Raw genomic sequence first — 14,732 nt, 5'->3', positions numbered from 1 at the left:
CTTACCTCCACCCTTGTTCCGACCGAGAGAAAACGAGAGGAGCCACGCCTTGGAGCAAGCTGATACGCCGCAAACCCGACACTGGGACTTTTCAATCGATGTCGAGCAGATCGGCTGGCTGACGCTGAACGTTCAGGACAATTCGGTCAACGTCCTCAGCCGGGAGGTGATTTCCGAGCTCGAAGCGCTGGTCGGCCATGTCGAACGTCTGGGCGAGGCGGGCAGCCTTGTGGGCGTCGTCCTGCTTTCGGGAAAGCCCGGCTTTATCGCTGGTGCCGACATTTCCGAATTCGACCAGATGAGCGACCCGGCCGTTCTCCCCGAAGCGCTGCGACGGACCCATGGGGTGTTCCAGCGGATCGAGGATCTCAAAATCCCGTTCGTGTGCGGCATTTCGGGTTTCTGCGTGGGGGGCGGTCTGGAACTGGCGCTTGCGTGCCACTATCGCATTGCGGTCAATGACGATGCGACCAAGCTGGGCTTTCCCGAAGTCAATCTTGGGATTTTCCCAGGCTTTGCAGGAACCGGGCGCTCGATCCGTCAGGCCGGGCCGGTCGATGCCATGCAATTGATGCTGACGGGCAAGATATTGCGCGCCGCGCAGGCGAGAAAACTCAACCTTGTCGACAAGCTGGTGCGTCATCCCGACATGCTGCGTTGGGAGGGCCGCAAGGCGGTGCTGTCGAGGCGCAGATCCGATCCCGCGCCCTTGACCAAGCGCGCCATAGCGTTCGGGCCGATCCGTTCGCGCGTTGCCGACAAGATGCGCGAGGAAGCGGGCAAGAAGGCGCCGAAAAATCACTATCCCGCGCCCTATGCGCTGATCGACCTGTTCGAAAAATATGGCGACGATCCCAAAAAGATGATCGCCCACGAGATCGATTCCTTTGTGCCGCTGATGGCTTCGCCGACTGCGCAAAACCTGCGCCGGGTCTTCTTTTTGTCCGAAAGCCTGAAACGGCTCGGGGTCAAGGGCAAGGACAAGCCCAAATTTGTCCGCGTCCATGTGGTGGGAGCCGGGGTGATGGGTGGTGACATTGCGGCCTGGTGCGCCTATCGCGGCATGGCGGTGACGCTCCAGGATATGGATATGGACCGCATCAAGCCGGCGCTCGACCGGGCCAAAAAACTGTTCAAAAAGAGACTGAAGACCAAACAGGCGGTCGATGCCGCCATGGCGCGGCTGGAGCCTGACGTCGAGGGCAAAGGAATTGCCCGGTGCGACGTGCTGATCGAGGCCGTGGTGGAAAAGCTCGAGGTCAAGCAGCAGATCTTTTCCAATGCCGAACAACAACTTAAGCCCAATGCGATCATGGCGACCAATACCTCCTCAATCGAACTCGAGCGGATCGCCGAAGCGCTGGACAATCCCAACAGGCTGATCGGATTGCATTTCTTCAACCCGGTGGCGCAATTGCCGCTAATTGAAGTGATCAGATCGACGCTGAATGACGACGAGGCGATCCGGGTGGGGGCGTCTTTCGTCCTTGCCATCGGCAAGAGCCCGGTGGTGGTCAAATCCGCGCCGGGATTTTTGGTCAACCGGGCGCTCATGCCCTACATGCTCGAAGCCATCGACCGGGTCGAAAAGGGCGAAAGCCCCGAACAGCTCGATGCGGCGGCGGTCGCCTTCGGCATGCCCATGGGACCCATCGAATTGATGGATACCGTGGGGCTCGACGTCGGGGCCTTCGTTGCCAGGGAACTGGGGCAGAAAGTGCCCGAGGATAGCAAGTTTGCAAGACTGGTTGCCGCCGGGAAGCTGGGCCGCAAGACCGGTCAGGGATTTTACACCTGGGTTGACGGCAAGGCGCAAAAGGAAAAGGCGCCCGCGCATGCAAATCTCGAAGGGCTGGGGCGTGATCTTGTCCAGCCGCTTGTCGACACCGCAGAAGTTATCGTTTCCGAGGGCGTGGTCGAAAGCGCCGACATGGCCGACATCGGCATGATCCTGGGGACCGGGTTCGCACCGTTCCTGGGCGGACCGCTCAAGGCACGCGAGGACGGAAGGGCTTAAATCATGACACTGACACTGCGCAAAGTCGCCATCGTTGGATCGGCGCGCATCCCGTTCTGCCGTGCCTATACGGGTTATGAAAACGAAACCAACCTTTCAATGCTCTCGACCGCCATCGGCGGGCTGGCCGACAAGTACGGGCTCAAGGGACAGCGGGTCGGGGAGGTAATGGCCGGGTCGGTCATTTCCCATTCCAAGGATTTCAATCTCGCGCGCGAGGCGTTGCTCGATGCGGGCCTGTCGCCGCAAACGCCGGGAACGACGGTGCAGATCGCCTGCGGGACATCGCTGCAGGCGGCGCTGATGCTGGGAGCCAAGATTGCCACCGGCGAAATCGACAGCGGCATCGCCGCGGGCTCGGATACGGTTTCGGACAGCCCGGTGGTGCTGGGGCCGAAAATGCAAAAGCGCATGATCGCGCTCTCGCGCGCCCGGACGACCGGGGAGAAATTTTCGGCCTTCAAGGGCTTCAATTTCGGCGAGATCGCGCCGGTGGCCCCCTCGACCCAGGAGCCTCGGACGGGGCTGTCGATGGGCGAGCATTGCGAATTGATGGCCAAGCAATGGGGGATTTCACGCGAGGCGCAGGACCTGCTGGCGCTGCGCAGCCACCAGAACGCCGCGGCCGCCTATGATGCGGGGTTTCACGACGATTTGATCGTGCCCTGCGCCGGCATCTACAAGGACAACAATGTCCGGCCCGATGCCAGCCTTGAGAAAATGGCCACGATGAAGCCGGCTTTCGACAAGAAATCGGGCAAAGGGACGCTTACGGCTGCCAATTCCACACCGCTGACCGATGGGGCATCCTCGGTGCTTCTGGCCAGTGAGGATTGGGCACGGGAACGCGGTCTGCCGATCCTTGGCTATCTGACCATGGGAGCCGTTTCGGCCAATGATTTCGCCCATGGCGACGGGCTTTTGATGGCGCCGACCATCGCGGTTTCCGACCTGATGCGGCGCAGCGGTCTGGGCTTTGCCGATATCGATCTGTTCGAGTTGCATGAGGCCTTCGCGGCGCAGGTGCTTTGCACATTGGCCGCATGGGAAGATCCCGACTACAATCGGGCGGTTTTGGGGCGAGATGATCCTCTGGGAGCGGTGCCTGTGGATAAAATTAACGTTTTTGGCTCTTCTCTCGCATATGGCCATCCTTTTGCCGCGACCGGGGCCCGCATTCTGGGAATGACAGCCAAGCTTTTGAATACACAAGAAAAAAACCGGGCGCTGATTTCCGTCTGCACGGCGGGCGGCATGGGCGTTGCGGCAATTGTGGAACGCGCAAATTAATCAGTGCTTGTCAAAGCCATTTGAGCAAGGATAGGCTCCCGTTCCAGATCAACGGGGAATGTTTTTCCCCGTTGATCTTTGTTTGAGTTGCCCCGTTTCAAAAAAAGAGGGCAACCGTGGGCTGGAAGCATCACAACGTCCAAATATAAGGAGACGACCATTATGACACGTACTACCAAGCTTTTGGCGGCACTTGCCGCGACGACGTTCCTCGTCGCGCCCGCCATGGCCGCCAATGTTCCCGATGGGGTTACGCTGGCAGAGGACCAGAGCTTTACCTATCGCGTTCTCGACGAGCACAGCTCGGTCGATCCCCAGATCGTGGAAGACGTATCTGGTTCGGAAATCGTACGTGACCTGTTCGAGGGCCTGTTGACCCAGACCGCTGACGGCGAACTGGCTCCGGGTGTGGCCACTGAGTGGACCCCCAACGAAGACAACACCGAATGGACCTTCACTCTGCGCGATGACGCGATGTGGTCCGATGGCACGCCGGTGACCGCCGGCGATTTTGTCTATGCATGGCAGCGGCTCGTTGATCCCGAGACCGCTTCGCCCTACGCATGGTTCGGCGAATTGATGTCGATCGAAAATGCCGGTGCAATCATCGCCGGCGAAATGGAGCCCTCCGAGCTCGGCGTCGAAGCCGTCGACGACCACACGCTTGTCGTTCACCTGTCGGCTCCGCTGCCCTATTTCGCGGCAATGACCACGCACGCTTCGACCTTCCCGTCCCCCAGCTGGGTGATCGAGGAACATGGCGACCAGTGGACCCGTCCGGAAAACCTCGTCACCAACGGCGCCTACACGCTTTCCGAGCACGTTCCCCAGGAACGCTCTGTCCGCGTCAAGTCAGACACCTATTGGGATGCGGAAAACACCGTCCTCGAAACCGTCACAGCCCTTGTCATCAACGATGAAAACCAGGCCCTGACGCGCTTCCTTGCCGGCGAACTCGACCGCACCGAAATCCCGACCGGCGAATATCCGCGCCTTGCGGAGGAATATCCCGATACGGCCATCTCGTTCCCGCGGCTGTGCACCTATTACTACAACATCAACCTGCGCGAGAATGGCCCCGAGGCCCTTAAGGACGTCAATGTCCGCAAGGCTTTGGCCTATGCGATCGACCGCAACGTCATCACCGATCAGATCCTGCAGGGCGGCCAGATCCCGGCCTACACCTTTACCCCGGGTGCGACCGCGAACTTCGAGGTTCCTTCGGTTGAGTTCGGTGAAATGACCCAGGCCGAGCGCGACGAAATGGCCGTCCAGATGCTTGAAGAAGCAGGGTACGGCGCGGACAATCCGCTCGAACTCTCGATTCTTTACAACACCGACGAAGCGCACCGCGAACTGGCCACGGTCATCTCGCAAATGTGGCAGCAGAAGCTCGGTGTGCAGACCACGCTCGACAACATGGAATGGAACACCTTCCTTGATGCGCGTGGCAACGGCGACTTCGAGATCGCCCGCGCCGGCTGGTGTGGCGACTACAACGAAGCCTCCACGTTCCTCGATCTGATGGACACCAATTCGGGCTACAACGACTCCGCCTACTCCAACCCGGAAGTCGACGAACTTCTGGCCGAGGCCAAGACGATGTCCGATCCGAGCGCCAACTACACGGCAATCGAAGAAATCGTCGCCGAAGACATGCCCGTTCTTCCGCTCTACCACTACGCCGGCGTCTATATGCTGAATCCGCAGATTCAGGAATGGCCGGTCAATAACGTCGAGCAGAACTGGTATTCGAAAGACCTTTACAAGGTCGCCGCCGAATAATCAGGCCAATCACAGGAGTCTCGCACGTTTTGTGCGGGACTCCCCCTTTTCGGGGTAAAGAAATGACAGGGCGCCGTAGCCTCACACGCGCCTTTGCACTGTATTCGCAAAGCGCTGTCTACTGCCGAACCGGCCAGGTTGCCGCGACGTCCGTGCACGGATCATCGACATGTTGAAATACATCCTCAAGCGCCTCGGGGTCGCCATCCCGACGCTTTTGCTTTTGATTATATTCTCGTTCGTTCTGATGCGGCTTGCTCCAGGTGGTCCGTTCAATTCCGAACGCCCGTTACCGCCGCAGGTGCTGGCCAATATCGAGGCCAAGTTCGGTCTCGACCAGCCCTGGCACCTGCAGCTCTGGGAATACATGGTCGGGATCATAACGCGTTTCGATTTCGGCCCGTCCTTTGCCTACACGGATCGCACGGTCAACGACATCATCGCGCAGGGCTTCCCGGTCACCCTGACCTATGGCACGTGGTCGTTCGTGCTTGCCGTTCTTTTCGGCTGTTCCCTCGGCATTGCCGCGGCGGTGCGGCATAACACCTGGCTCGATTACCTTTCGGTCGGAACGTCCATCGGCGCCCAGGTGCTGCCCAATTTCGTCATGGCTCCCATTCTGGTGATCGTCTTCACGCTCTGGCTGCGCTGGCTGCCCGGTGGCGGATGGAGCGGTGGTCAGTGGAACTACGTCATCATGCCGGTCATCGCGCTGGGGACGAGCTATATGGCTTCGATCGCCCGCATAACGCGATCTTCAATGCTCGAAGTGCTCAACTCGAACTTTATCCGTACGGCACGCGCCAAGGGTATGCCGGCGAGCCACGTCATCGTGCGGCACGCGCTCAAGCCCGCACTGATGCCATTGCTCTCCTATCTGGGTCCGGCCTTTGTCGGGATGGTCACCGGTTCGGTGATTATCGACGTCTATTTTTCCACCGGCGGCATCGGGCAGCTTTTCACCAATTCTGCCTTCAACCGGGATTATTCGGTCATCATGGGCATCACGATCCTTTTGGGCACGCTCACCATCCTGTTCAACCTGATCGTGGACATTCTCTATGCGTGGATCGACCCACGCATCCGGTACTAGGAGGCCGACAATGGTATTGAGGCCAGTACGGGTCGAAGCTTCGGCCGAACCCATCGGTGTTGACGACGCCAACTACGAAATCGCCACCAAGGGCCGGTCCCTTTGGGCAGATGCGGCGCGGCGGTTCTTCAAGCATGCCCCCTCGGTTGTCAGCCTTGTGGTTCTTATTCTCGTGGCGCTCTTTGCGTTCACCGGTCATTTCTTTGCGGCATGGTCCAATGAGGAAATCGATTGGTCGGTGCTCGGAAACGTGCGCACCGCAGGCGCGCCTTCGCTTGAATCGGGACACTATTTCGGAACCGACGATCTGGGGCGCGATCTTTTTTCCCGCGTCGTCCAGGGCAGCCAGATTTCGCTGATGGTCGGCTTTGTCGGCGCGGGCATCGCGGTGATCGTGGGGACGTTCTACGGAGCGGTGGCAGGATATTTCGGTGGACGCATCGACTCGATCATGATGCGGATCGTCGATATTTTGCTCTCGATCCCCTATATGTTCGTTCTGATCCTGCTGCTTGTGGTTTTCGGACGCTCGATCACCATGCTCTATGTGGGTATCGGGCTGCTCTCTTGGCTGGATATGTCACGCATCGTGCGCGGGCAGACGCTATCGCTCAAGGAAAAGGAATTCGTCGAGGCGGCGCGAGCCGGCGGGGCCGGGCACTTCACGATCATCTTCCGGCATATCGTGCCCAACCTGATGGGCATTGTGGTGGTCTATGCCACGCTTCTGGTGCCGCAGATGATCCTGACCGAGAGCTTCATTTCCTTCCTCGGCCTGGGTGTCCAGGAGCCGCTTACCTCGTGGGGTGCGCTCATTTCACAAGGTGCGGGCACCGTGATGTACGGCACGCTGTGGCAGCTCTTGTTCCCACTGTTCTTTTTCATCGTGACCCTGTTCAGCTTCTACTTCATCGGCGACGGTCTGCGCGATGCGCTCGACCCGCGCGACCGGTGAGGAAAGGACGATCATGACTATGCTTGAAGTCACCGACCTCTCGGTGTCGTTCAAAACGCCCGACGGCATTGTGCGCGCCGTCAACAAGATGAACTTTTCGATCGGACCCGGTCAGACGCTGGCCATCGTCGGGGAATCGGGATCGGGAAAGAGCCAGACGGTGATGGCCGCGATGGGACTTCTGGCCGGCAATGGCGAGGTCGAGGGTTCGGTCAAGCTCGACGGCCAGGAACTGATTGGCATGAAGCCCCGCGATCTCAACAGGATACGCGGCCGGGACATGGCCATGATCTTCCAGGATCCCATGACCTCGCTCAATCCCTATCTGAGCGTTGCGGACCAGATGACCGAAGTGCTCATGTTCCACAAGCGCATGAAGCGTTCCGAGGCCATGGAGAAGTCCGAGGAAATGCTCAGGACGGTCCATCTTCCGGACCCGCGGCGCATCCTGCGCCGTTTTCCGCACGAGCTTTCGGGCGGCCAGCGTCAGCGCGTGATGATCGCCATGGCATTGCTGTGCGATCCCAAGGTTCTGATCGCCGACGAGCCGACAACGGCGCTCGACGTGACGGTGCAGGCGCAGATGCTCAAGCTCTTCGAGGAACTGACCGACAAGTTTAACACGGCGCTGATCATCATCACTCATGATCTGGGCGTGGTGGCGGGGCTCGCCGACGAGATGATGGTGATGTATGCGGGGCGTGTCGTCGAACAGGGTCCGGTCGAGGGGCTGTTCTACGACCCGCGCCACCCCTATACGTTCGGCCTTCTGCATTCCACGCCGCACGTCAAGGAAGGCAAGGACCGGCTTGCTCCCATCAAGGGCCTTCCGCCCAACCTTACCAATCTGCCCCCCGGCTGCTCGTTCAACCCGCGTTGCGCCTTCCGGTTCGACCGCTGCGTGAGGGAACGGCCCGACCTGATCGTGAGAGAGCATAACCGGTTGAGCGCCTGCTTTTACGAGGGCGAGATGACCGAAGCGGACATGGAAAAGGAATTGGCGGTAAAATGAACGATCAAACGCCAATATTGCTCAACGTCGAAAACCTGACCAAGCGTTTCGCCATCGCCAACGGACTGTTCAACCAGCCGCTGATGCTGACTGCCGTCGATGACGTGAGTTTCACCGTCAAGCGTGGCGAGACCGTGGGGATCGTGGGCGAGTCCGGGTGCGGGAAATCGACCCTGGGCCGCTGCATCCTGCAGCTCATCGAACCCGATGACGGCAAGGTCGTGTGGCTGGGCAAGGACCTGACGGAGTTTTCCAAGGACCAGATGCGCAAGGCGCGCACCGATCTCCAGATTATCTTTCAGGATCCGCTTGCCTCACTCAATCCGCGCATGACGGTTGGTGAGATCATCGCCGATCCGCTCAGGACGCTCAAGCCGGAGATGAATGCCGAGCAGCGCCGCAAGCGGGTGCGTGAGATGATGGACGCGGTGGGGCTGCTGCCTGAGATGATGAACCGTTATCCGCACGAGTTCTCGGGCGGGCAGGCTCAGCGTATCGGCATCGCCCGGGCGCTGGTGACAGGGCCCAAGCTGATCTTGTGCGACGAGCCGGTTTCGGCGCTCGATGTTTCGATCCAGGCCCAGATTCTCAATCTTCTGGCCGACCTCAAGGAAGAATTCGGGCTGACGCTGATCTTTATCAGTCACGATCTTTCCGTGGTGCGGCATGTGTCGGACCGCATTCTTGTGCTCTATCTGGGTCGCATTGCCGAACTTGCGGACAGCGAGACGCTCTACACCGATCCGCGCCATCCCTACAGCCGCGCGCTGTTGACGGCGGTTCCCATAGCCGATCCCAAACTGGCGCGTGAGCACAAGATAGAGGGGCTGGAAGGGGAAATACCGTCTCCAATCAACCCGCCGTCGGGGTGCTATTTCCGGACCCGGTGTCCTTACGCCGTGGATCGATGTGCGCAGATGGTGCCGCCGCTCGAGACAGCCGATAACGGATCGGATGTTTCGTGCATCCGCTGGGAGGAAATCCTGGCCGATCCGGTGGGCACGCGGACCCGGGCGCAGAGTTGACCCTCAGGAGGGCTTCGGTGAACCGTTGACCGGAGTGCGTCGGTCCTGACCGTCAATGGGGGTCTCTTCGCGGCGGCGATCCGGCCCGGCATAGGTGGGAGAGACGACGAAGGGCCTGGGCGCGGCGATGGCCGATTCAAGCCGGGCAGCAAGGGTTTGGGCAGTGGTCGGCAGGTGAACGAACTCGTCGATGCCTGCGTCCTGTGCTTCTCGGGTCTGTTCGGAGGGCATGTCGCCCGACACCATGACGATGGCCATGGCACGATTGGGTGCGGCGGCGTTGAGGCGAACGCGACGCGTGACCGATATTCCGTCCTCGGGCCCTATGGCATTATCGATAATCATTGCGTCATAGGGCGATTGGCTCAGAAGACGAAAGGCCTCGGCGCTGTCACGGGCGATGCGCGTATTGGTCAGCCCCAGCCGGCGCAGCATGGCGGCCAGCGTGCTGGAAAGCTCACCATTGGCGGAGGTGATCAGAATGGCCAGCCGTGGGGGCAGTGTCGTGTTCATATGCCCAATCTACACCATGCCGGGGGTAGCGCAAAATCTGAGAGCGCTGCCAGCGACTCGCGTTGACAGAGGGGGCCTTTGCCCCTATGTTCGCGCCAACTTTGGGATCGCTTCAGCACGGCTGGGGCGATCCCGGTCGTTAGTTGGTCGCGTTTCCGACCGGACAAGTGGCGATCACATGTCCGGGAAACGCTCCGAAGCGGTGCCTTGAGCTCCGCAGATCTCTTTTTGTCTGAGGTTAAAATGAAAATCCGCAACTCGCTCAAGGCGCTCATGACCCGTCACCGGGACAACAAGCTGGTTCGCCGTCGTGGCCGCGTCTATATCATCAACAAGGTCAACAAGCGTATGAAGGCCCGCCAGGGCTGATCGGCGCTTTCGATCATCGACTTATGAAGCGGGGTTCGCAGGTTTGCGGGCCCCGCTTTGCTTTGTCATTGCACAAAAAACAGGCCGAAAATTGCTTTCCGGCCCTTTCAAATGGTGCTGCCTGCGGCTTCAGGAGCCGCCGGCGCCGTCCTGGCCGACAAAGGCTATGCGCAACATGTTGGTGGCGCCGGGGGTGCCCAGTGGCACGCCGGCTGTGATCGCAACGCGGTCGCCGGGACGGGCAAGACCTTCCACATAGGCAATCGAGCAGGCGCGATCGACCATGTCGTCGAGCGAGATCGCGTCTTCGGTCTGGACGCAGTGGAGCCCCCAGACGATCGAGAGGCGGCGCACGGTGGTCTGCTTGGGCGACAGTGCGATGATCGGCTTGGAGGGCCGTTCACGCGACGCACGGATGCCGGTCGAGCCCGAAGAGGTATAGGTGACGATAGCCGCGAGATCGAGCGTTTCGGCGACCTGCCGGGTGGCGGCCGAAATGGCGTCGGCGGCGGTCGCTTCGGGTTCGGTCGCCTGGGAGCGGATGATGCCCGGATAGAGAGGATCCTGTTCGACGGCTTCGGCGATATTGTTCATCGTGGTGACGGCCTGAACGGGGTAGGAGCCTGATGCGCTCTCGGCCGAAAGCATGACGGCGTCGGCGCCCTCAAAAACGGCAATGGAGACGTCCGAGACCTCGGCACGGGTCGGCACCGGCGCGGTGATCATGGATTCAAGCATCTGGGTGGCGATGACGACCGGCTTGCCGAGCCGCCGGCACATGCGGGTGATGCGCTTTTGGGTTCCGGGCACGGTTTCGAGCGGCATTTCCACACCCAGATCGCCGCGGGCCACCATGATGGCGTCCGACAGCCGGATGATTTCTTCGAGCCGGTCGATCGCCTGGGGCTTTTCGATCTTGGCGAGAACGCCGGCGCGGCCCTGGACGAGCTTGCGCACTTCGATCATGTCTTCGGGGCGCTGGACGAAGGAGAGGGCGATCCAGTCGATTTCCTCGCCGAGCGCGGCCTGGAGGTCAGCACGATCCTTTTCGGTCAGGACGCCCACCGAGAGGATGGTATCGGGAAGGGAGACGCCCTTCTTGTCCGAAAGCTTGCCGCCGTAAACGACTGTGGTGTTGATCGCTTCGGGGGAAATGGCCGAGATGCGCAACTCGATCTTGCCGTCATCGAGCAACAGCCGATCGCCGGTCTTGACCGAGGAAAAGATCTCGGGATGGGGCAAGTGAATGCGCGTCTTGTCGCCGGGGGCATCAGAGGTGTCGAGGGTGAAGGTCTCGCCCTTGGCAAGCATAACCGATCCTTCGGCGAAAGAGCCGATGCGCAGCTTGGGACCCTGGAGGTCGACGAGAATGCCGATGGGGTAGCGCACGCTGCGCTCGACGGCGCGGATCTTGGCCACCGTGTCGCGCATGACGTCATGGCTGGCGTGGCTCATATTGATGCGGAAGACGTCTGCCCCGGCGCGGACGAGTTCCTCGATGACTTTTGGGTCGTTGGAGGCCGGCCCGAGGGTTGCGACGATCTTTACGCGGCGCGATCTTTTCATTGCGGATCCAGACTGTTTGAATTGTTTTCGGTCAATTGCATGGTCCAATCGGTGCGGCCCTGGGTGTCGATCTCAAAAAAGCCAGTGCGCTCGTAGCCACGGGCCAGACAATCCTCGACACCGAAAATGGTGAAACTCGAATCCTGGGTGCACATAAACACCGAGCCGTCCCAGGCGCCGCCGGCGAGATCGTCTACGGCATAGAGATAATAATATCGTGACGTCAGATCGCCCTGATAGACAATGGCGCAGGCATCGGCGCCCGCCACCCACCAACCTTCCGACTGCCAGCCCGATTCGGCACGGTAGCCGAAGGCGATGGAAATGGTGCTCGGGGTCTGGTTGCAGACACGCAGATCGGCAAGGGCGGGGCGCGGCAAGGCGATCGATGCCGGGAGCAACGTGACGGCGGCGATCAAGAGAGTGCGGAACATAAAATGCACGGCGTTGGGTCGCGTATGGAAAATGAAGGCCATGGTGTTTCTGGGCAAGGGGTCCGGATATGTCAATGGGGGTGAGCCATTACCCGATCATAGCATCCAGAGAACGGCTACAGCGAGGCGAGAGGAATGGGGCGAACCTTCCTTGTGGGCTTTTTCACTGCATGACTTGAAGTCGCCTTGCCGATGGGATTGATAGGGCGCTCAAACAATTTCTTTGCGGAAAGACTGAAACATGGCTGACCACGGCATAGCGCGCGACCAGTTGCGCGCCTTCATCGAACGGATCGAACGGCTGGAAGAAGAAAAGAAGGCCATCGCGGACGATATCAAGGAAGTCTATGCCGAGGCCAAGGGGTCGGGCTTCGACACCAAGGTGATGCGGCAGATCGTGCGGATCCGCAAGCAGGACCGCAATGAGCGCGCCGAGCAGGAAGCGATCCTCGATCTCTATATGCACGCGCTTGGCATGGCCGATGCAGGCTCACAAGCCGAATACGACGAGGCGGCCGAATAAGCGGCGAAAAATCTAGAGCATTTCAGCGCTTCTTGGAATCGCTTCAATTGCTCCAAGTCCTTGTCTTGTCGCGCTTCCAGGATAAGTGGTGCCCACTTATCCTGGAAGCGCTCTAGACGATTTCGCGACCCGCGGCCCGGAGCACCTGGGCTGCGTTGGTCTCGTCGCCCAGGGCGGTGAGTGCGGTCGCGACAATTCCCGAGCGATCCAGCCCCGCCTGAGCGTACATATCGCCCTGGCCGGCCTGTTCGATGTAGCGATCAGGCATGAGGAGCGGGCGGAATTTCAAGCCGTTGTCGAGCAGGCCGAGTTGAGCCATCCGGGTCGCCACATGCGATCCGAAACCACCAATGGCGCCTTCTTCGACGGTTATCAATACGGCGTGCTCACGGGCGAGGCGGGCAAGCAATTCCTCATCGAGCGGCTTGGCAAAGCGGGCATCGGCCACCGTCGTCGAAAATCCGTACGTCCCCAGCGTTTCGGCGGCGGCCATGCATTCGGCAAGACGAGTGCCGAGTGAGAGCAGAGCGATGGTCGTGCCTTCCTTGAGCACGCGCCCCTTGCCGATGGTCAGCGGAACGCCGGCTTCCGGCATTTCCACGCCGACCCCTTCGCCGCGCGGGTAGCGGAAGGCGATGGGTCCATCGTCATAGGCGGCGGCGGTTGCCACCATATGGCGCAATTCGGCCTCGTCGCCGGCGGCCATCACAACCATGGAGGGCAGGGTGGCGAGATAGGTGATATCGAACGAGCCTGCATGGGTGGGGCCATCGGCCCCGACATAACCGGCCCTGTCGATGGGGAAGCGCACCGGCAGCTTCTGAATGGCCACGTCGTGGACGACCTGGTCATAGGCGCGTTGCAGGAAGGTCGAATAGATCGTGCAGAAGGGTTTCAGCCCTTCGGTCGCCAATCCGGCAGCAAAGGTCACGGCATGCTGTTCGGCGATGCCCACATCGAAGCTGCGCTCGGGGAAGTGCTTTGAAAACTTGTCGATACCGGTGCCGCCGGGCATGGCGGCGGTGATTGCGACGATCGCCTCGTCCTTTTGCGCCTCGGCAATCAGGCTGTCGGCAAAGACCGAGGTGTAGGACGGTGCGTTGGAGGGCGCCTTGGCCTGGGCGCCGGTGATGACATTGAATTTCGAAACGCCGTGATATTTGTCCGCCGATTCCTCGGCCGGGGCATAGCCCTTGCCCTTTTGCGTCACGACGTGGATCAGGATCGGGCCGGTTTCGGCGTCGCGGACGTTGCGCAGCACGGGCAGAAGATGGTCGAGATTGTGGCCGTCGATCGGGCCGACATAATAAAAACCCAGCTCTTCAAACAGCGTGCCGCCGGTCCAGAAACCGCGGGCGTATTCTTCGGTCTTGCGTGCCTTGTCCTTGATGAATGGAGGCATGACGCTGTCGACGAACTGCTTGGCTGCATCGCGCAGGCCGCGATAAGCGGGGCCGGACACCAGCTTGGCGAGGTAGGCGCTCATCGCCCCGGTGGGAGGTGCGATGGACATGTCGTTGTCGTTCAATATGACGATGAGGCGGGCGTCCATGGCGCCGGCGTTGTTCATGGCTTCGTAGGCCATACCAGCGGAAATGGCGCCATCGCCGATGACGGCGACCACGTTGCGCTTTTCGCCCTTTAGATCCGATCCCACGGCCATGCCGAGACCAGCCGAGATCGAGGTCGACGAATGACCGGCGCCGAAGGGGTCGTATTCGCTCTCGCCGCGCTTGGTGAAGCCCGAAAGTCCGTCCTTCTGGCGCAGGGTGCGAATGCGATTGCGGCGGCCGGTCAGCACCTTGTGCGGATAGGCCTGATGGCCGACATCGAAAATGATGCGGTCATTGGGTGTATCGAAAATGTGATGCAGCGCGACGGTCAGTTCGACAACGCCAAGACCAGCCCCCAAATGTCCTCCGGTCACCGAGACTGCATCGATCACTTCGGCGCGCAACTCATTTGCGAGCTCGATCAATTCGTCACGCTTCAATGCCTTGAGGTCGGCGGGGGAGCCGATGGTATCGAGCAGCGGAGTGGCAGGTTTATCGGACACTTGGTTGGCCTTGTGACTTACTTCAGACGGCATCACCGTGCTGACCTGATGTAGTCAGCCGGCGCCGTTTTGGCAACCAAAGAGGACAAGACTG

Annotated in this window: 13 protein-coding genes; 9 read left to right on the top strand and 4 right to left on the bottom strand. The window is 60.4% G+C overall.

The window, feature by feature from the left end:
- The first annotated feature begins 49 nt into the window (after positions 1-49).
- The 7 genes from KKY_RS12285 (at position 50) to KKY_RS12255 (ending at position 9,177) form a co-directional block, all read left to right on the top strand.
- The gene (locus KKY_RS12285; RefSeq protein WP_014131682.1) at positions 50-2,017 is read left to right on the top strand and encodes a 3-hydroxyacyl-CoA dehydrogenase NAD-binding domain-containing protein; all 1,968 of its coding nucleotides are present in this window, start codon (positions 50-52) and stop codon (positions 2,015-2,017) included.
- Between the two features lie 3 nt (positions 2,018-2,020).
- Entirely contained in the window at positions 2,021-3,307 is a 1,287-nt protein-coding gene (locus tag KKY_RS12280; protein ID WP_014131681.1) for an acetyl-CoA C-acetyltransferase, read from the top strand.
- 162 nt (positions 3,308-3,469) lie between these two features.
- Positions 3,470-5,092: a peptide ABC transporter substrate-binding protein gene (locus tag KKY_RS12275; protein WP_014131680.1), complete on the top strand. Its 1,623-nt coding sequence runs from the start codon at positions 3,470-3,472 to the stop codon at positions 5,090-5,092.
- A 169-nt stretch (positions 5,093-5,261) separates the two neighbouring features.
- On the top strand, positions 5,262-6,185 hold the full coding sequence (gene oppB, locus KKY_RS12270; RefSeq protein ID WP_014131679.1) for an oligopeptide ABC transporter permease OppB: 924 nt from the start codon (positions 5,262-5,264) through the stop codon (positions 6,183-6,185).
- Between the two features lie 10 nt (positions 6,186-6,195).
- The gene (locus KKY_RS12265; protein ID WP_014131678.1) at positions 6,196-7,140 is read left to right on the top strand and encodes an ABC transporter permease subunit; all 945 of its coding nucleotides are present in this window, start codon (positions 6,196-6,198) and stop codon (positions 7,138-7,140) included.
- A gap of 19 nt (positions 7,141-7,159) precedes the next feature.
- Positions 7,160-8,152, top strand: a complete 993-nt coding sequence (locus tag KKY_RS12260) for an ABC transporter ATP-binding protein (RefSeq protein WP_014131677.1) — start codon at positions 7,160-7,162, stop codon at positions 8,150-8,152.
- Positions 8,149-9,177 (top strand): ABC transporter ATP-binding protein, encoded by a 1,029-nt coding sequence (locus KKY_RS12255; protein ID WP_014131676.1) that lies wholly within the window; start codon positions 8,149-8,151, stop codon positions 9,175-9,177. Before KKY_RS12260 ends, KKY_RS12255 begins: the two co-directional genes overlap by 4 nt.
- A gap of 3 nt (positions 9,178-9,180) precedes the next feature.
- Here the strand turns inward: KKY_RS12255 and KKY_RS12250 are convergent, their stop codons facing one another.
- Positions 9,181-9,690, bottom strand: a complete 510-nt coding sequence (locus tag KKY_RS12250; RefSeq protein WP_014131675.1) for a response regulator — start codon at positions 9,688-9,690, stop codon at positions 9,181-9,183.
- A 243-nt stretch (positions 9,691-9,933) separates the two neighbouring features.
- On the opposite strand from KKY_RS12250, the gene ykgO reads away from it, so the two are divergent.
- Positions 9,934-10,059: a type B 50S ribosomal protein L36 gene (ykgO, locus tag KKY_RS12245; RefSeq protein WP_014131674.1), complete on the top strand. Its 126-nt coding sequence runs from the start codon at positions 9,934-9,936 to the stop codon at positions 10,057-10,059.
- Positions 10,060-10,188: 129 nt separating this feature from the next.
- On the opposite strand, the gene pyk is transcribed toward ykgO, so the two are convergent.
- Positions 10,189-11,625 carry a pyruvate kinase gene (pyk, locus tag KKY_RS12240; protein WP_014131673.1) on the bottom strand — a complete coding sequence of 479 codons (1,437 nt, stop codon included), beginning with the start codon at positions 11,623-11,625 and terminating at the stop codon, positions 10,189-10,191.
- Positions 11,622-12,059, bottom strand: coding sequence for a DUF1036 domain-containing protein (locus KKY_RS12235; protein ID WP_244404011.1), 438 nt, complete (start codon positions 12,057-12,059; stop codon positions 11,622-11,624). The genes pyk and KKY_RS12235 overlap by 4 nt, the downstream gene beginning before the upstream one ends.
- 241 nt (positions 12,060-12,300) lie before the next feature.
- Here KKY_RS12235 and KKY_RS12230 point away from each other — a divergent pair, with 241 nt between their 5' ends.
- The gene (locus tag KKY_RS12230) at positions 12,301-12,582 is read left to right on the top strand and encodes a DUF2312 domain-containing protein (protein WP_014131671.1); all 282 of its coding nucleotides are present in this window, start codon (positions 12,301-12,303) and stop codon (positions 12,580-12,582) included.
- Positions 12,583-12,694: 112 nt separating this feature from the next.
- Here KKY_RS12230 and dxs read toward each other — a convergent pair whose 3' ends face one another.
- The gene (dxs, locus tag KKY_RS12225) at positions 12,695-14,671 is read right to left on the bottom strand and encodes a 1-deoxy-D-xylulose-5-phosphate synthase (protein ID WP_041528745.1); all 1,977 of its coding nucleotides are present in this window, start codon (positions 14,669-14,671) and stop codon (positions 12,695-12,697) included.
- Between the last annotated feature and the right edge of the window lie 61 nt (positions 14,672-14,732).

The organism is Pelagibacterium halotolerans B2 (genome assembly GCF_000230555.1).
GTDB classification, from domain to species: domain Bacteria; phylum Pseudomonadota; class Alphaproteobacteria; order Rhizobiales; family Devosiaceae; genus Pelagibacterium; species Pelagibacterium halotolerans.
Note: the sequence above shows the minus strand (reverse complement) of the source record. Positions and strands in the feature narration are given on the sequence as shown.